Genomic DNA, 16,675 nt, shown 5'->3' with positions numbered 1-16,675 from the left:
GTCAGGCCCCGAAGAGGATGGCCCGCATGAGCAGGCAGACCCGCTCCGGCGAGCCGGCCGGGTCGGTGTCGAAGGCCCGGCCGAGATCCACCACCTGGGCGAAGGCGGCGTGCACCAGGAAGCGGGTCTCGGCGGAGCTGAGCTCGGGGCGCACGTCGCGCACCAGCCGGGCCCACTCCTCGACGCTGAGCCGCTGGATATTGCGCAGCACCGTGCGCTCATCGGCGGGCACGTGCTGGAACTCGGTGTAGTAGACGAAGGTCAGCGCGCGCTCGGCGAAGGAGCCTGCCACGTACTGCCTGATCAGCGTATCCAAGGCGTCCGCGCTGTCGGTGCTCGCCGCGACCGCGGGGCCGACGGCGCCGGAGACCCGGTCCGCCGCGCGCCGGAAGGCGGCGGCGAGCAGGTCGCTCTTGCCCCGGTAGAAGCGGTAGACCGCGGAGGCGGCGGAGAGCCCGGCCGCGGTCGCGATCTCCTCCACGCTGACGTTCGGGTAGCCGCGCGCGTGGAAGAGCTCGACCGCCTTGCGCAGCAGCAGCTCGTGCTTGAACGAATCCGGGATCTCGACCGGGGCGGGCAGCTCGGTGGCGACCGCGGGCGGCAGCTCGACGGCGGCGAGCGCGATGGCCGCCCTGCTCAGCAGCCGCTGGATGGTCTTCACCGGCAGCGCGGCGTGGTGGTCGGCGATGCTGGTGACGGCGCTCAGGATGGCGATGCAGAGCACCCGGACGTCGGTCTCGGAGAGCTCCGGGCGCAGCGCGGCCACCTGGGTGCCGAGCGCGCGCAGCACCGTCAGCTGCTGCGCGTTCAGCAGCGCCAGATCGTCCGGCTCCAGGTAGCGGCCCTCCCAGCGCACCAGGGTGACGGTCGGGCGGTTCTCGATGGTGGTGCTGATCAGCGCCTCCAGCACGTGCTCGAGCCGGGTGCGCGGGGGCGCGTCGGTGAGGTCGTCCGGCAGCCGCACCGCCGCGGTCATGGCGCCGCCGACCCGCAGCAGCTCCTCCTGGAACAGCGCGTATTTGCTGGGGTAGTGCCGGTACAGCGCGGCCGAGCTGATGCCGAGCGCGGTGGCGATGTCCTCCATGCTGACGCCGTGGTAGCCGAGCGAGCCGAAGGCGGCCGCCGAGGTCGCCGCGATCTGGGCGCGCCGGTTCTTCGGCCGCCGCCGGATCTCCCGAGGTGCCGGGTCGCCGGTGACCGCCTTGCGCGTGCTGCGGCGATTGTCGACACTCATGCCGACATGGTATCGGTACGGCCCCCGGTTGCCCGCCGATGTGCCGACCGGATCCGCCGTCCGCGCATCACTTCGCGGACGGCCGCTGCCCCGCGTACCAGTCCAGCAGCTCCGGATCGTCGACCGCGCTGCGCTCGACCACCCGCCCCGCCTCGGCGCCCTGGAACAACTTCTTGATCGGCACCTCCAGCTTCTTGCCGGTGCGGGTGTGCGGGATGCCGGGCGCGACGATCACCTCGTCCGGCACGTGCCGCGGCGAGACCTCGGTGCGGATGGCGCTCGCGATCCTGGCGCGCAGCTCGTCGGTGAGTTCGGCGCCGGGGGCCAAGGTGACGAAGAGCGGCATCCAGTAGCCGCCGTCGGGTTGCTCGACGCCGATCACCAGCGCCTCGGTGATCTCCGGCAGCCGCTCCACCGACTGGTAGATGTCGGCGCTGCCCATCCGGATGCCGTGCCGGTTCAGCGTGGAGTCCGAGCGGCCGTGCACCACCACGCTGCCGTGCCCGGTCAGCGTGATCCAGTCGCCGTGCCGCCAGACGCCGGGGAAGGTGTCGAAGTAGGCGTCGTGGTAGCGGTGGCCGTCCGGGTCGTTCCAGAACCGCACCGGCATGGACGGCATCGGCGCGGTCACCACCAGCTCGCCGACCTCGTCGCGCACCGATTCGCCGTCCGGGTCGAAGGCGTCCAGCGCGACCCCGAGGTACGGCGCGGAGAGCTCGCCCGGCCACACCGGAACCGTCCGGGTGCCGCCTGCGAAGGCGCTGACCACGTCGGTGCCGCCGCTGATCGACGAGACCTGCACGTGGTCACCGGCGTTCGCGCCGATCCACGCCGAGGAGGCGGGCGGCAGCGAGGAGCCGGTGATGCCGACCGTGCGCAGCGCGGAGAGGTCGAAGGCGGTGCGCGGAACCAGCCCGTCCTTGATGCAGGCGAGCACGTAGCCGGGGCTGGTGCCGAGCACGGTGCTCCCGGTCTCGGCGGCGATCCGCCAGAGCGCGCCGGGGTCGGGGTGCGTGGGGCTGCCGTCGTAGGTGACCACCGTCGCGCCGGTGAGCAACCCGGCCACCTGGAAGTTCCACATCATCCAGCTCGGGCTGGTGTACCAGAAGAAGGTGTCGTCCGGGCCGATGTCGGCGTGCAGCGCGACGGCTTTCAGGTGCTCGAGCAGCACCCCGCCGTGGCCGTGCACGATGCCCTTCGGCAGCCCGGTCGTGCCGGAGGAGAAGACGATCCAGAGCGGGTGGTCGAAGTCGACCGGCTCGGTGGTGATCACCTGCGGCTGCGCCTCGGTGATCGCGACGGCGTCGGCCCACGGGGTGACGTCATCGACCGGCAGCCCCAGCCGGGGGACGACGACGGTGCCGCGCAGCGTCGGCAGCCCGGCCCGCACCGCGGCCAGATCCGCCCGCTTGTCGTGCGTCTTCCCGCCGTAGGCGTAACCGTCGGCGGCCACCAGCACCACCGGCTCCAGCTGGCCGAGCCGGTCCAGCGCGGCCTTGGGCGAGTAGTCCTGGCCACACGCGCTCCAGACCGCGCCGATGCTGGCGGTGGCCAGGAAGGCGACGATCGCCTCGGGGATGTTCGGCAGGTACCCGGCCACCCGGTCGCCCGCGCCGACGCCGAGCTCGCGCAGGGTGCGCGCGAAGGCGGCGGTGACGTCGATCAGCTCGGCCCAGGAGACCTCGCGTGGCGCGCGCTCCTCGGTGATCTGCACGATGGCCGGGCGCTCCGGGTTCAGCGCGCGGATCACCTGGTCGACGTAGTTGATCCTGGTGCCGGGAAACCACTGCGCGCCAGGCATCTCGCGGCTCGCCAGTACCTCGCCGCCGATCTCGCCGAGCCGGAAGTAGTCCCACAGCGTGTGCCAGAAGCCGGGCAGGTCGTCCACCGACCACTGCCAGAGCGCGGGGTAACCGTCGAACTCGCGCCCGGCCCGCGCCCCGGCGAACCGGGCGAAATCGGTGATCCGCGCGGCGGCGATATCGCGCTCGGCGGGCACCCACTGTGGTTCCACTGCTGTCTCCTCAGTCGCTCGCTGCGCCGCCACGGCGCACGATCTGCTCGGCATGCCGGAGCACCGGCCCGTCCACCATCCGGCCATCGAACTGGAAGACGCCGCGATGGTTCGGCACCTCGGCGAGGACCCGGCGCGCCCAGTCCAGATCCTCCGGCGACGGCGCGTAGGCGCCGCGGATCACCGGGATCTGGCTCGGGTGGATGGCCACCTTGGCGTCGAAGCCGACGGCGACCGCGTCCAGCGCCTCCTCGCGCAGCCCGTCCAGGTCGGGGATGTTCAGGTACACCCCGTCGAGGGCGAACTTGCCCGCCGCCTTGCCCGCGAGCAGCGTGCTCGAGCGCAGGTGCCTCGGCAGATCCCGGTAGCTCCCGTCGGGGCGGCGGGTCGACTGCCCGCCCAGCGCGGCCACCAGATCCTCCGCGCCCCACATGATCCCGACGGCGTTCGGCTCGACCATGATCCGCTCGCCGGCCAGCGCGCCGCGCGGCGACTCGATCAGCGCGATCACGTCGAAGCCGTCGAGTGCGCGCAGCTGCTCCGGCGACTCGGCCTTCGGCAGCATGACGGAACGGTAGTCGGTGCGGTGCACCGCGCCGAGATCGGCCGCGTAGTGCTCGGTGTCGGCGCCGTTGATCCGGATCACCGTGGTCGCCGGGTCGAGCCGGGTGCTCAGCAGCGCGTCCCTGGCGGACTCCTTGTCCGCGGCGGCGACCGCGTCCTCCAGGTCGAGGATCACCACGTCGGCGGCGGCGGCCGCCTTGGCGTAGCGATCCGGGCGGTCGGCCGGGCAGAAGAGCCACCCCGGGCCGGTCACGTCGGTCATGCCGCTGTCTCCTTCGTGCGAACGAGGGTCTTCCGCACGGCCGTGACGACCACGTCGCCGTGCTGGTTGTAGCCGGTGTGCGCGAGGGTCACGATGCCCTCGCCCGGCCTGCTCTTCGAGAGCCGCTTCTCGGTGACGACGGTCTCGGCGTAGAGCGTGTCGCCGTGGAAGACCGGCTTCGGGAAGGCGATCTCGGAGAATCCGAGATTGCCGACCAGGGTGCCCTGGGTGAGCTGCGCGATCGAGAGCCCGATCAGCGTGGAGAGGGTGAACATCGAGTTCACCAGCCGCTGGTTGAACGGCGGCTGCGCGTCGGCGAAGGCGGCGTCCAGGTGCAGCGCCTGGGTGTTCATGGTGAGCGTGGTGAAGAGCACGTTGTCCGCCTCGGTGACGGTGCGCCCCGGCCGGTGCTCGTAGATCACGCCGATCTCGAACTCCTCGAACCAGAGCCCGCGCTGGGTGACCCGCTTCGGCGCGCTCACAGGCCGAGCTCCCTGGCGATCAGCAACAATTGAACCTCCGTCGTACCCTCGCCGACCTCCAGGATCTTGCTGTCCCGGTAGTGCCGAGCCACCGTGTACTCGTTCATGAAACCGTAGCCGCCGAAGATCTGCGTCGCGTCCCTGGCATTGTCCATGGCGGCCTCGCTGGCCACCATCTTCGCGATCGACGCCTGCTTCTTGAACGGCTTGCCGGACAGCATGAGCGCGGCGGCGTCGTAGTAGGCGGTGCGCGCGGTGTGCGCCCGCGCCTCCATCCTGGCGATCTTGAAGGCGATGGCCTGGTTGCGCCCGATCGGCTTGCCGAAGGCGTCCCGCTCGCCCGCGTATCGGACGCTCTCGTCCACACAGCCCTGGGCCGCGCCGACCGCGACCGCGGCGATCGCGATCCGCCCCTCGTCCAGGATGCGCAGGAAGTTGGCGTAGCCGCGGCCGCGCTCGCCGAGCAGGTTCTCCTCCGGCACCCGGACGTCGGTGAAGCTCAGCGGGTGCGTGTCCGACGCGTTCCAGCCGACCTTGTCGTAGGCCGGTCCGGCGACGAATCCGGGGGTGTCGGCCGGGACCAGGATGGTGGAGATCTCCTTCTTGCCCCCGGTGGTTCCGGTGACGGCGGTGACGGTGACCAGCCGGGTGATGTCGGTGCCGGAGTTGGTGATGAACTGCTTGCTGCCGTTGATCACCCACTCGCCGGAGTCGACGACGGCGGTGGTCTTCGTCCCGCCCGCGTCGCTGCCGGCGCCGGGCTCGGTGAGCCCGAAGGCGGCGAGCGCGCGGCCGCCCGTGAGCTGCGGCAGCCAGTGCCGCTTCTGCTCCTCGGTGCCGAACCGGTAAATCGGCATGGCGCCGAGCGAGACCCCGGCCTCCAGCGTGATGGCGACGCTCTGGTCGACCTTGGCCAGCTCCTCCAGGGCGAGGCAGAGCGCGAAGTAGTCGCCGCCCATGCCGCCGTACTCCTCCGGGAAGGGCAGCCCGAACAGCCCCATCTCGGCCATACCCGCCACCACCTCGTACGGGAAGCTGGACTCGGCGTCGTGCTCGGCGGAGACCGGGGCGACGACCGCGCGGGCGAATTCGCGCACGGTCATGGCCAGGTCGCGGTAGTCCTCCGGTAGCGAGCCGGTGGCGAGGAAATCGGTCATGCGGGTAGTCCTTCGATCGTCGACGCGGTGATGCGGGCGAGCACCTGGTCCAGCCGGACCTGGGTGCCCGGCGTCACCAGGAGCTCGACGGTGCCTGCGACCGGCGCCGTGAGCGTGTGCTCCATCTTCATGGCCTCGACCACGACCACCGGGTCGCCTGCGGCCACCTCGGTACCGGCCGCGGTGCCGATTGCGATCACCGAACCCGGCATGGGGCTGCGGATCTCGGCGTCGCCCTGGTGCGCGCCCGCCCCGCGCAGGGCGGTGGAGGTCGCGCGCCGCAGGTGCCTGGTGCCTGCCGGGCCGGCGAGCCAGTACTGCCCGCCCGCCGCGGCGACCAGGTACTCGTGCCGGACACCGTCCAGGGTCAGGGTGAGGGTGGTGACGCCTGGTATCCCCGCGGCAGCTGCCGTGCCGCCGGTCCACCGCGGCCCCCCGGCGTGCTCCGCACCACCGGTGAGTGTCGTGCCACCGGTAAGTGCTGTGCCGCCGGTGAGTGTCGTGCCACCGGGGGGCGCCGTGCCGCGGGTAGGTGCCGCGCGGTAGCCGCCCGCGTCCGTGATCGGGGACGCTGACGCGGTGAGCGTCAGGTCGAGGCCGTCGTCCACGCGCACCCGGGCCGCATCGGGCGTCCCGGTGATCCGCACCTCGCGGGTGACCCCGTCGGCGGCGAGCCGCGTCACGACCGGTGCGGGAACGCCAAGCCGCCACCCGGACGGTTGCGCCCACGGCCCGGCCCCCGGCCCCGGCTGCATGGCCAGCCAGTCCGCGACCGCGGCGGCCACCACCTCGTCATCGCTCACCTGCGCGGGCACGAAATCCCCGACCCGCCGGTCGAGCAGCCCGGTGTCCAAGTTCCCGGCGACCACATCCGGATCGGCGAGCAGGAACCGCAGGAACTCCACATTGGTCCCCAGTCCGAGCACCACGGTCTCGCCAAGCGCCCGATCCAGCCCGGCCAGCGCCGCACCCCGGTCGTCGGCGAAGGCGATCACCTTGGCCAGCATCGGGTCGTAGTCGCTCCCGACCACCGTCCCGGCGCGCAACCCGGAATCCACCCGCACCCCGGCGGGCTCGGCGACGGCGAGCACCCGCCCGCCGGTCGGCAGGAACGCCCGCCCCGGATCCTCCGCGTACACCCGCGCCTCGACGGCGTGCCCGGTGAGCGCGATATCGCCCTGCGCGACCACCAGCGGCTGCCCGGCGGCGACCCGGACCTGGCACTCCACCAGATCCACCCCGGTCACCAGCTCGGTCACCGGATGCTCCACCTGCAGCCGGGTGTTCATCTCCATGAAGAAGAACTCGTCCGGCCGGTCCGCCGACACGATGAACTCCACCGTGCCGACGCCCCGGTAGCCGACGCTGCGCGCGGTGGCGCAGGCGGCGGCGCCGATCCGCTCCCTCGTCGCCGCGTCGAGCAGCGGCGACGGCGCCTCCTCGATCACCTTCTGGTGCCTGCGCTGCAGCGAGCACTCCCGCTCGCCCAGATGCAGCACGGCGCCGTGCGCGTCGGCGAGCACCTGCACCTCGATGTGGCGCGGATTGGTGACGAACCGCTCCAGGAACAGCGTGTCGTCGCCGAACGCCGCCGCGGCCTCGCGCCGCGCGCTGACCAGCGCCGCGGGCAGCTCGGCCGGGTCCTCGACCCGCCGCATCCCCTTGCCGCCGCCCCCGGCGGATGGCTTGACCAGCACCGGGAACCCGATCCCCGGCGCGGCCGCCAGCAGCTGCGCGTCGGTCAGCCCCGGCTCGGCGATACCGGGAACCACCGGCACGTCGAACGCCGTCACGGTCTTCTTGGCGGTGATCTTGTCGCCCATCACCTCGATGGCGCGCGCCGGCGGCCCGAGGAACACGATCCCCGCCGCCTCCAGCGCCGCCGCGAAGGCCGCGTTCTCGGAGAGGAAGCCGTACCCGGGATGCACCGCACCGGCCCCGGTGCGCACCGCCGCCGCGACCACCAGGTCGACGGCGAGGTAGCTCTCCCGGGCGGGCGCGGGCCCGAGCCGGACCGCGACGTCGGCCGCGTGCACGTGCGCCGCGTCCGCGTCCGCGTCGCTGTACACCGCCACCGAGCGCAGCCCGAGCGCGCGCAGCGTGCGGATCACCCGGACCGCGATCTCGCCCCGGTTCGCGACCAGGACCGTGTCGAACGCCGTGCCGGCGGAGGCATCGAAGAGGGAGGTCACGGCCGTCACATCCGGAAGACGCCGTAGGAGACCGGGGCGAGGGGTGCCTGCGCGCAGGCCGCGAGCGCCAGGCCGAGCACCGTTCTGGTGTCGGCCGGGTCGATCACCCCGTCGTCCCAGAGCCGGGCCGTCGAGTAGTAGGGGTTGCCCTGGGTTTCGTACTGCTCCCGGATCGGGGCCTTGAAGGCTTCCTGATCCGGCTCGGACCAGGGCCGGCCCGAGCCGTCGAGCTGGTCGCCGCGCACCGTGGCCAGTACCGAGGCGGCCTGTTCGCCGCCCATGACCGAGATCCTGGCGTTGGGCCACATCCACAGGAAGCGCGGCGAGTAGGCGCGCCCGCACATGGAGTAGTTGCCGGCGCCGTAGGAGCCGCCGATCACCACGGTCAGCTTGGGCACCCGGGCACACGCCACCGCGGTGACCATCTTGGCGCCGTGCTTGGCGATGCCGCCCGCCTCGTAGTCGCGGCCGACCATGAAGCCGGTGATGTTCTGCAGGAACAGCAGCGGGATCTTGCGCTTGTCGCAGAGCTCGACGAAGTGCGCGCCCTTCATGGCGGACTCGCCGAAGAGCACGCCGTTGTTGGCCACGATCCCCACCGGGTGGCCGTGCAGCCGGGCGAAGCCGGTGACCAGGGTCTTGCCGTACTCGGCCTTGAACTCGCCGAAGCTGCTCCGCTCGGGGGCGTCCGGCTCGGCGTCGACCAGCCGGTGGATCACCTCCCGCACGTCGTAGGGGGTGCGCAGGTCGGTCGGGACCACGTCGTAGAGCTCGTCCTCCGGCGCGGCCGGGGCCACCGATCGGGTGACCTGCCAGGGTGATTCGGGCGCGGGGCCGAGCGTGCCGACGATCCGGCGCACGATGCGCAGCGCGTCCTCGTCGTCCTCGGCGAGGTGGTCGGTGACGCCGGAGACCCTGCTGTGCAGCTCGCCGCCGCCCAGCTCCTCGGCCGTGACGACCTCGCCGGTCGCCGCCTTCACCAGCGGTGGCCCGCCCAGGAAGATGGTGCCCTGGTTGCGGACGATCACCGCCTCGTCGCTCATGGCGGGCACGTAGGCGCCGCCCGCGGTGCAGGAGCCGAGCACCGCGGCGATCTGCGGGATCCCGGCGGCGCTCATGGTGGCCTGGTTGAAGAAGATCCGGCCGAAGTGCTCGCGGTCGGGGAAGACCTCGTCCTGGTGCGGCAGGTGCGCGCCGCCGGAGTCGACCAGGTAGATGCAGGGCAGGTGGTTCTGCAGCGCGATCTCCTGCGCCCGCAGGTGCTTCTTCACCGTCATGGGGTAGTAGGTGCCGCCCTTGACCGTGGCGTCGTTGGCGACGATCACGCACTCCCGCCCGGACACCCGGCCGATGCCCGCGATCACCCCGGCGGCCGGGCAGTCGCCGCCGTACATGCCGTCCGCGGCCAGCGCCGCGATCTCCAGGAACGGGCTGCCGGGGTCGAGCAGCCGGTCCACCCGGTCGCGGGGGAGCAGCTTGCCCCGGTCGAGGTGGCGCTGCCGCGCCTTCTCCGGGCCGCCCCGTGCCGCCGCGGCCAGCCGCTCGCGCAGCTCGTCGACGAGCGCGCGGTGCGCCGCCCGGTTGTCGAGCCCGAGCTCCAGTGTGCCGGTCATGGTGCATCCCGTTCCGTGTCGGTTAATCGCTGTTAACTGTTTTTCAGGTTAATCTGGATTAACCGACTTTGTCCACAGGAGGTGCGTGGTGACCGTCGAGCCCGCGGTGCCGACCCGGCGCGAGCAGCTCAAGCAGCAGCGTCGCAGCGATCTGCTGCGGGCCGGGGGCCGGCTGATCGCCGATCGCGGCTTCGCCGGGGTCCGGCTGGACGATCTCGGCGCCGCGGTCGGGATCAGCGGGCCCGCGGTGTACCGGCACTTCGCCTCCAAGGAGGCGCTGCTCGTCGAGTTGCTCACCGAGGTATCCGAGCGGCTGCTCGCCGGTGGCCGCGCGGTGGCGGGCGGTGGTGCCGAGCCGGGCGCCGCGCTGGCCGCGCTGGTCGACTTCCACCTCGACTTCGCGCTGGGCGAGCCGGAGCTCATCCGGATCCAGGACCGCGATCTGGACGCCGTCCCGCCGGGGCCGCGCCGGGAGATCCGGCGCGCCCAGCGTCGCTACGTCGAGGTCTGGGTCGGCGTGCTGTGCGCGCTGCGCCCCGGCCTCGGTGAGGAGAGCGCCAGGGTGCAGGCGCACGCCGCCTTCGGCCTGATGAACTCCACCCCGCACAGCGCGAGCCGGGCCACCGCCGTCCGTGCCCGGCCGGTGCTCCGCCGCATGGCGCTGGCGGCGCTGGGCGGCTGAGCCGCCCGGGCCGCCTCGGCGGCTCACCGGCGCCGGACGCGCGCGCGAATCGCGCCCGGCGGCCGGATCACCTGGCGCTCCAGCCGCCGTCCATGGTGTAGGAGGCCCCGGTCACCATGCCCGCGTCGGCGGAGGCGAGCCAGCAGACCAGCGCGGCGACCTCCGCCGGCTCCACCAGCCGCTTGATCGCGCTCTCGGTGAGCAGCACCTTCTCCACCACCTCCCGCTCCGGAATCCCGTGCGCCGCCGCCTGGTCCGCGATCTGCTTGTCCACCAGCGGTGTTCGTACGTACCCCGGGTTCACGCAGTTGCTGGTGACCCCGTGCGGCCCGCCCTCCAGCGCCGTGACCTTGGAGAGCCCCTCCAGCGCGTGCTTGGCGGTGACGTAGGCCGACTTGTACGCCGAGGCGCGCAGCCCGTGCACCGACGAGATGTTCACGATCCGCCCGCCACCGCTGTGGTACATGTGCGGCAGGGCCGCTCTGACCAGCAGGAACGGCGCCTCCACCATGAGCGTCATGATCTGCCGGAAGCGCTCCGGCGGGAAGTCCGGGATGGCCGCGACGTGCTGCACCCCGGCATTGTTGACCAGGATGTCGGTCTCCAGCTCCAGCGTCTCCAACGCGGTGACATCGAGCAGGTCGACCGCCCAGGCGGTGCCGCCGATCTCGGCGGCCACCTCCTTCGCCCCGGTCTCGTCGCGGTCCGCCACCGTCACCCGCGCGCCGCGCTCGGCGAGGGCGCGGGCGCAGGCCGCGCCGATTCCGCTCGCCCCGCCGGTGACCAGCGCGGTCTTCCCGGCCAGCGGGCTCATCGCGATCCCGTGGCCGGGCGGCCCACCGCCGCCGTGGCCCGTGCGGAGCCCGCCGCCCCGGCGCGGCCCGTCGCAGCGTCGCTCATCGGGCGGTCACCGCCGTCTTCGCCTCGTCGGCCAGCTGCGCGGCGTCGTCGGCATCGATCTGCGCGAGGTCGGCGCCCCTGGTCTCGCGCGCCACCAGCACCGCGACGGCGGTGATCGCGCAGGCCACGGCCAGGTACACGGCGATCGGCACCGAGGAGTCGAAGGTGTCGAGCAGCCGGACCGCGATGATCGGCGCCAGCGAACCGGCGACGATCGAGGTCACCTGGTAGCCGAGCGAGACGCCGGAGTAGCGCATCCGGGTCGGGAACATCTCCGCCATGATCGCGGGCTGCGCCGCGTACATGAGCGCGTGGAACACCAGCCCGATCACGATGGCGAGCAGCACGACGACGTGGTGCGCGCTGTTCATCATCGGGAAGGCGAAGAAGCCCCAGGTCCCGCCGAGCACCGCGCCGACCAGGTACACCGGCCGCCTGCCGATCCGGTCGCTGGCCCGCCCGACGAGCGGAATCGCTGCGAAGTGCACCGCGTGCGCGATCAGCAGCCACCACAGGATGTCCGAGGTGTCCATGCCGACCTGCACCTTGAGGTAGGTGATCGTGAAGGTGACCACCAGGTAGTACATGATGTTCTCGCCGAACCGCAGCCCCATGGCGGTGAAGACCCCGCGCGGGTACCGCTTGAGCACCTCGACCGCGCTGAACGAGCTGCTCTTCAGCTCCTCGGCCTCCTGCTGCGCCTCCAGGAAGATCGGCGCGTCGGTGACCTTGGTGCGGATGTAGTACCCGACCAGCACCACCACCGCGGAGAGCCAGAACGCCACGCGCCAGCCCCAGGAGAGGAAGGCGGCGTCGGAGAGCGTGCTGGTCAGGGTGAGCAGCACCACGGTCGCCAGCAGGTTGCCCGCGGGCACGCCTGCCTGCGGCCAGCTGGCCCAGAAGCCGCGATCCCGGTTCGGGCTGTGCTCGGCGACCAGCAGCACCGCGCCGCCCCACTCGCCGCCGACCGCGAAGCCCTGCAGGAAGCGAAGCAGCACGAGCAGCGCAGGCGCCCAGTACCCGATCTGCCCGAAGGTCGGCAGGCAGCCCATCAGGAAGGTGGCCGCGCCGACCAGCACCAGGCTGAACTGCAGCAGCTTCTTCCGGCCGTACTTGTCGCCGAAGTGGCCGAACACGATGCCGCCGAGCGGGCGCGCGACGAAGCCGACCGCGTAGGTGACGAAGGCGGCAAGGATGGCGTCCAGCTCGCTGGTGCCCGCCGGGAAGAACACCTTGCTGAACACCAGCGTCGCGGCGGTGCCGTAGAGGAAGAACTCGTACCACTCGACGACGGTGCCCGCCATCGAGGCTGCCACCACCCGCCGGAGGTTGCTCGGTGCGTAGCCGGGATCGCCGGCCGCGCTGCCTACGCTCATCGAAACTCCTTCGTTCACCCCGGCTCGGCTCGCATTGTGACCGGGCGCACACTGAGTGTTTCCTGAGTATTCGTGCGCGAAACCATGCACCGCAATGCCCAGAACCGCACCTCCCATCTGCGAGAATGCAGACATGAATCCGGGTCGGGGCCGGCCGAGCGCCGACGATCTGCTGGTGCTGCTCGCCGTCGGCCGCAGCGGCCGCTTCGTCTCCGCCGCCGAGGAACTCGGGCTGAACCACACCACCGTCTCGCGCCGGATCGCCGCGCTGGAGCACGACCTCGGCGGCCGGGTGCTGAACCGGGTCGCCGGTGGCTGGGAACTCACCGACCTGGGCCGGGAGGCGCTCGGCGCCGCCGAGGCGGTGGACGCGGCGGTGCGCACGCTGAACCGCGGCGGCCAGCACCGGGTGCTGGAGGGCGTCGTCCGGATCTCCTCGACCGACGGGTTCAGCGGCTACCTCGCGGCCCCCGCCGTCGCCGAGGTGCGGCGCAGACACCCGGGCATCTCGGTGGAGCTGGTCACCGCGACCCGCCGCGCCTCGGTGCAGCGCTCCGGGCTGGACCTGGAGGTGGTGGTCGGGCAGCCGCAGGTGCACCGGGCCGAGGCGCTGCGGCTCGGCGAGTACTGCCTGCGGCTCTACGGCTCCCGCGGGTACCTGGCCGAGTTCGGCCGCCCCGGCACCGTCGACGACCTCGCGCGCTACCCGCTGGTCTACTTCATCGACTCCATGCTGCAGGTGGACGACCTCGACCTGGCCCCCGCCGTCGTCCCCACCATGCGCGAATCGGTGAGCTCGACCAATGTCTTCGTGCACGTCGAGGCGACGAGGGCGGGGGCGGGGCTCGGGCTGCTGCCCTGCTTCATGGCCGACCGCCACCCGGACCTGGAGCGGGTGCTCGCCGCCGAGGTCGTGGTCCGGCTCTCGTACTGGCTGGTCGCGCGGCACGAGACGCTGCGCAGGCCGGAGGTCGCCGAGGTGGTCGCCGCCATCCGCGCCCGGGTCGAACACAGCCGCGACGAGTTGCTGGGAAATCTCGGGGACCGTTCCTAGGCTTGCTCGCATGACCTCACTCAGCGATCCCCAGGTCCGCGACTTCCTCGCGCACGGCACCCGCACCGGCAAGGTCGCCTTCGTCGCCTCCGACGGCCGCCCCGTGGTCTCGCCCATCTGGTTCGTCGTCGACGGCGACGAGCTGGTCTTCAACACCGGCCGCGACACCGCCAAGGGCAAAGCCTTCGCCCGCGACCCCCGCATCGCCCTCTGCGTCGACCTCGAGGAGCTCCCCTACGCCTCGGTGCAGATCCAGGGCACCGTCACCCTCTCCGACGACCCCGCCGAGCTGCTCCGCACCGCTACCGAGATCGGTGGGCGCTACATGGGGGCCGAGCGGGCCGAGGAGTTCGGGAAGCGGAACGGGGTTCCCGGAGAGCTGGTCGTCCGGGTGCGCCCCACCAAGATCATCGCCCACTTCGACGCCACCGCATAGGCCGAGCTGGCATTCCAGCACCGCGGTGCGTTCGGCTGCGGCGACGGGCGCGAGCGAGTGCGTCTCTACACTGCCCCGCATGACAGTCCACTTCATCGGCGCGGGCCCGGGGGCGGCGGACCTGCTGACGGTGCGGGCGGTGGAGCTGCTGCGGAGCAGCCCGGTCTGCCTGTACCCGGGCAGTTACCTGGACCCGGCGGTGCTGGCGCACTGCGCGCCGGAGGCGGAGCTGGTGGACACCCAGCGCCTGGATCTGGATGCCATCGTGGCGAAAATCAGCGCGGCGCACGACGGGGGCAGTGATGTGGCCCGGTTGTGCTCGGGCGACCCGTCGGTGTACTCCGCGCTCACCGAGCAGGCGCGCAGGCTGGACCGGCTGGGGATCCCGTGGGACGTGACCCCCGGCGTCCCGGCGTACGCGGCGGCCGCGGCGGCGCTCGGCGCCGAGCTCACCGTGCCGGAGCTGGCGCAGTCGGTGGTGCTCACCCGCGCGCAGGCGCGCTCCACCGCCATGCCGGAGCGGGAGCGGCTGCGGAGTTTCGCGGCGACCGGGGCGACGCTCGCGCTGCACCTCGCGATCACGAGGACGAGGGAGCTGGCGGCGGAGCTGGCGGCGGAGTACGGCCCGGACTGCCCGGCCGCGGTGGTCTACCGGGCCAGCCAGCCGGACCAGCTGATCCTGCGCGGCACCCTGAGCGATATCGCCACCCGGGTCGAGGGGGCCGGGCTGCGGCAGGCGGCGGTGATCCTGGTCGGCCGGGCGCTGGCGCCCGCGGTCGAGTGCGTGCAGTCACACCTCTACGACCCGGGCCGCGCCCGGCTGTGAGCCGGGCGGCATCCGATCGGCTATCGATCCCGCTGTGAGCCGGATAACACCCGCGACCAGCCGTTGCAGCCCACTGAACGCCGCGCACCCGCCCGGCCGGGGCGAATAGGTGATTGCTATCTGCGGTGTTCGGGTATTGGTTGGTCGGGCACTCGCCGCGACGGTAGATTGGATCGGTGGTCAGCAGCGAGATCGATGCGGTGGAGGCGTTCGCGCCCGTGTAACGGGCGCACCGGGGCAGACAGATATTGCCTACGAAGATTATTGCCTGATTGAGATGAAACTGGATCCGGAGACGGAAGGCGCCCCGCGGTGACGGGTGGGCGCCTCTTCGGGTGCCGTCGGGGAGCGCTCACGCGGTGTTCCGGAAGCGAGGTTACGGTTGGACCGGCTGGATTTCGGCGGAAACGACGAAACTGGTGACACTCGGGGAGATGCCGTCGAGTACTTCCCGCTTTCGCCTGCTCAGCTGGGCATTTGGTACGCGCAGCACGTCGACCCGCAGGTCCCCGTCACGATCGCGCAGTACGTCGATCTGCACGGCGACCTCGACCCCGAGCTGCTGCTGCAGGTCAGCATCCGCGCCTCGCTGGAGACCGGCTCCGGCTACCTCCGGATCATCGAGCGCGACGGCGAGCCGCTGCAGGGCGTCGATCCCTCGCTCTCCTCCGAGCAGGAGTACGTCGACCTGCGCGGTGCCGAAGACCCGGAGGCGGCCGCCGCGGAGTGGATGCGCGCCGAGTACTCGCGCCCGCTGGACATCGTCGCGGACCGGCTGATCAAGACCGCCGCGCTGCAGCTCGGCGAGCACCGCTGGTACTGGTACACCCGGATCCACCACATCGCCCTCGACGGCCTCGCCGCCACCAACTACGTGGCCAGGATCGCCGAGCTCTACACCGCCGAGACGCGCGGCGAGGAGCCCGCCGCCGCCAAGGCCACCCCGCTGCGCACCCTGTACGACGCCGAGATCGCCTACCGGGACAGCTCCCGCTTCGACTCGGACCGCGAGTACTGGGCCGCGCGGGTCGCAGGCCTGGAGGAGGGGACCAGCCTCACCGGGCGCTCCGCCCCGCCGTCGGCGCTGAACAACGTGGCGAGCGCCGCGCTCACCGACGAGCAGGACGATCTGCTCGCCGCCGCCGTCGCCAAGCACGACAACACCCCGGCCGGGCTGCTCATCGCCGCCTTCGGCGCCTACCTGGCCCAGCTCACCGGCGCCGAGGACGTCATCCTCAGCCTCCCGGTGACCGCGCGGACCACCGCCGCCATGCGCCGCGCGGGCGGCGTGACCTCCAACATCGTGCCGCTGCGGCTCGCCGTCGGATACGACAGCACGGTGGCCGACCTGCTCAAGCGGGTCCAGGTCGAGGTCTCCGGCGCGCTCCGGCACCAGCGCTACCGGCACGAGGACATCCGCCGCGACGCGGCAGGCGACGGCATGGTGACCACGGAGTTCTTCGGGCCGTGGGTCAACATCATGCTGTTCCACAGCGAGATCGTGCTCGGCGAGATGACCGGCCGGTTGAACGTGCTCTCCACCGGCAGCATCGAGGATCTGGGCGTCAACTTCTACCAGTCCACGACCGGTAGCCACACGCACATCGACTTCGAGACCAACCCGAATCTCTACAGCTCCGACGAGGGCCGTACGCACCACGGGCGATTCCTGGAGTTCTTCCAGCGATTCCTCGCCGCGGACGCCGACACCGAGGTCTGGAGTCTGCCCGCGACCACCGCCGAGGAGCGGGAGCGGACGCTGGTCGAGTGGAACGACGCCGAGCAGGACGTTCCGACGACGACGCTGGTCGCGTTGCTGGACGAGCAGATCGCGCGCACTCCGGAGCGAACGGCGTTGCGGTTCGAGGGGACGAGTCTGTCCT

Annotated in this window: 14 protein-coding genes; 5 read left to right on the top strand and 9 right to left on the bottom strand. The window is 72.0% G+C overall.

Going from position 1 to position 16,675, the window contains the following annotated elements; translation table 11 throughout:
• Position 1: 1 nt before the first annotated feature.
• The 7 genes from ACFO0B_RS11475 to ACFO0B_RS11445 all read right to left on the bottom strand — a co-directional run bounded on the left by ACFO0B_RS11475 (position 2) and on the right by ACFO0B_RS11445 (position 9,518).
• The gene (locus ACFO0B_RS11475) at positions 2 to 1,234 is read right to left on the bottom strand and encodes a TetR/AcrR family transcriptional regulator (protein WP_378612384.1); all 1,233 of its coding nucleotides are present in this window, start codon (positions 1,232 to 1,234) and stop codon (positions 2 to 4) included.
• A gap of 67 nt (positions 1,235 to 1,301) precedes the next feature.
• Positions 1,302 to 3,302: an acetoacetate--CoA ligase gene (locus ACFO0B_RS11470; RefSeq protein ID WP_378612383.1), complete on the bottom strand. Its 2,001-nt coding sequence runs from the start codon at positions 3,300 to 3,302 to the stop codon at positions 1,302 to 1,304.
• Positions 3,259 to 4,074 carry an HpcH/HpaI aldolase/citrate lyase family protein gene (locus ACFO0B_RS11465; protein WP_378612382.1) on the bottom strand — a complete coding sequence of 272 codons (816 nt, stop codon included), beginning with the start codon at positions 4,072 to 4,074 and terminating at the stop codon, positions 3,259 to 3,261. Before ACFO0B_RS11465 ends, ACFO0B_RS11470 begins: the two co-directional genes overlap by 44 nt.
• A complete protein-coding gene (locus tag ACFO0B_RS11460; RefSeq protein ID WP_378612381.1) occupies positions 4,071 to 4,556 on the bottom strand; it encodes a MaoC family dehydratase in 486 nt (161 codons plus the stop codon). The genes ACFO0B_RS11465 and ACFO0B_RS11460 overlap by 4 nt, the downstream gene beginning before the upstream one ends.
• On the bottom strand, positions 4,553 to 5,713 hold the full coding sequence (locus ACFO0B_RS11455) for an acyl-CoA dehydrogenase family protein (protein WP_378612380.1): 1,161 nt from the start codon (positions 5,711 to 5,713) through the stop codon (positions 4,553 to 4,555). The genes ACFO0B_RS11460 and ACFO0B_RS11455 overlap by 4 nt, the downstream gene beginning before the upstream one ends.
• The gene (locus ACFO0B_RS11450; RefSeq protein ID WP_378612379.1) at positions 5,710 to 7,905 is read right to left on the bottom strand and encodes an acetyl/propionyl/methylcrotonyl-CoA carboxylase subunit alpha; all 2,196 of its coding nucleotides are present in this window, start codon (positions 7,903 to 7,905) and stop codon (positions 5,710 to 5,712) included. Before ACFO0B_RS11450 ends, ACFO0B_RS11455 begins: the two co-directional genes overlap by 4 nt.
• A 5-nt stretch (positions 7,906 to 7,910) precedes the next feature.
• Positions 7,911 to 9,518, bottom strand: coding sequence for a carboxyl transferase domain-containing protein (locus ACFO0B_RS11445; RefSeq protein ID WP_378612378.1), 1,608 nt, complete (start codon positions 9,516 to 9,518; stop codon positions 7,911 to 7,913).
• Positions 9,519 to 9,603: 85 nt separating this feature from the next.
• Here ACFO0B_RS11445 and ACFO0B_RS11440 point away from each other — a divergent pair, with 85 nt between their 5' ends.
• Positions 9,604 to 10,200, top strand: coding sequence for an SACE_7040 family transcriptional regulator (locus tag ACFO0B_RS11440; RefSeq protein ID WP_378612377.1), 597 nt, complete (start codon positions 9,604 to 9,606; stop codon positions 10,198 to 10,200).
• 67 nt (positions 10,201 to 10,267) lie between these two features.
• Here ACFO0B_RS11440 and ACFO0B_RS11435 read toward each other — a convergent pair whose 3' ends face one another.
• Together ACFO0B_RS11435 and ACFO0B_RS11430 are read right to left on the bottom strand one after the other, a co-directional pair.
• Positions 10,268 to 11,014: a 3-hydroxybutyrate dehydrogenase gene (locus ACFO0B_RS11435; protein ID WP_378612376.1), complete on the bottom strand. Its 747-nt coding sequence runs from the start codon at positions 11,012 to 11,014 to the stop codon at positions 10,268 to 10,270.
• Between the two features lie 82 nt (positions 11,015 to 11,096).
• Complete coding sequence (locus ACFO0B_RS11430) at positions 11,097 to 12,476, bottom strand: MFS transporter (protein ID WP_378612375.1); 1,380 nt, start codon at positions 12,474 to 12,476, stop codon at positions 11,097 to 11,099.
• A gap of 94 nt (positions 12,477 to 12,570) precedes the next feature.
• On the opposite strand from ACFO0B_RS11430, the gene ACFO0B_RS11425 reads away from it, so the two are divergent.
• The 4 genes from ACFO0B_RS11425 to ACFO0B_RS11410 all read left to right on the top strand — a co-directional run.
• Positions 12,571 to 13,530 carry a LysR family transcriptional regulator gene (locus tag ACFO0B_RS11425; protein ID WP_378612374.1) on the top strand — a complete coding sequence of 320 codons (960 nt, stop codon included), beginning with the start codon at positions 12,571 to 12,573 and terminating at the stop codon, positions 13,528 to 13,530.
• 10 nt (positions 13,531 to 13,540) lie between these two features.
• Entirely contained in the window at positions 13,541 to 13,966 is a 426-nt protein-coding gene (locus ACFO0B_RS11420; protein WP_378612373.1) for a PPOX class F420-dependent oxidoreductase, read from the top strand.
• Between the two features lie 79 nt (positions 13,967 to 14,045).
• On the top strand, positions 14,046 to 14,792 hold the full coding sequence (gene cobM, locus ACFO0B_RS11415; protein ID WP_378612372.1) for a precorrin-4 C(11)-methyltransferase: 747 nt from the start codon (positions 14,046 to 14,048) through the stop codon (positions 14,790 to 14,792).
• 382 nt (positions 14,793 to 15,174) lie between these two features.
• Positions 15,175 to 16,675, top strand: a 1,501-nt coding sequence (locus ACFO0B_RS11410; protein ID WP_378612371.1) for a condensation domain-containing protein, incomplete at its 3' end; no start/stop codon positions are given.

The organism is Nocardia jiangsuensis (genome assembly GCF_042650385.1).
GTDB classification, from domain to species: domain Bacteria; phylum Actinomycetota; class Actinomycetes; order Mycobacteriales; family Mycobacteriaceae; genus Nocardia; species Nocardia jiangsuensis.
The sequence above is the reverse complement of the archived record's forward strand: the minus strand, read 5'-3'. Positions and strand labels throughout refer to the sequence as shown.

Excerpts from the sequence above, each read along its gene's own strand:
- ACFO0B_RS11475 (WP_378612384.1), bottom strand. The coding sequence starts at position 1,234 with ATGAGTGTCGACAATCGCCGCAGCACGCGCAAGGCGGTCACCGGCGAC.
- ACFO0B_RS11470 (WP_378612383.1), bottom strand. The coding sequence starts at position 3,302 with ATGCCGAGCAGATCGTGCGCCGTGGCGGCGCAGCGAGCGACTGAGGAG.
- ACFO0B_RS11465 (WP_378612382.1), bottom strand. The coding sequence starts at position 4,074 with ATGACCGACGTGACCGGCCCGGGGTGGCTCTTCTGCCCGGCCGACCGC.
- ACFO0B_RS11455 (WP_378612380.1), bottom strand. The coding sequence starts at position 5,713 with ATGACCGATTTCCTCGCCACCGGCTCGCTACCGGAGGACTACCGCGAC.
- ACFO0B_RS11445 (WP_378612378.1), bottom strand. The coding sequence starts at position 9,518 with ATGACCGGCACACTGGAGCTCGGGCTCGACAACCGGGCGGCGCACCGC.
- ACFO0B_RS11435 (WP_378612376.1), bottom strand. The coding sequence starts at position 11,014 with ATGAGCCCGCTGGCCGGGAAGACCGCGCTGGTCACCGGCGGGGCGAGC.
- ACFO0B_RS11430 (WP_378612375.1), bottom strand. The coding sequence starts at position 12,476 with ATGAGCGTAGGCAGCGCGGCCGGCGATCCCGGCTACGCACCGAGCAAC.
- ACFO0B_RS11425 (WP_378612374.1), top strand. The coding sequence starts at position 12,571 with ATGCCCAGAACCGCACCTCCCATCTGCGAGAATGCAGACATGAATCCG.
- ACFO0B_RS11420 (WP_378612373.1), top strand. The coding sequence starts at position 13,541 with ATGACCTCACTCAGCGATCCCCAGGTCCGCGACTTCCTCGCGCACGGC.
- cobM (WP_378612372.1), top strand. The coding sequence starts at position 14,046 with ATGACAGTCCACTTCATCGGCGCGGGCCCGGGGGCGGCGGACCTGCTG.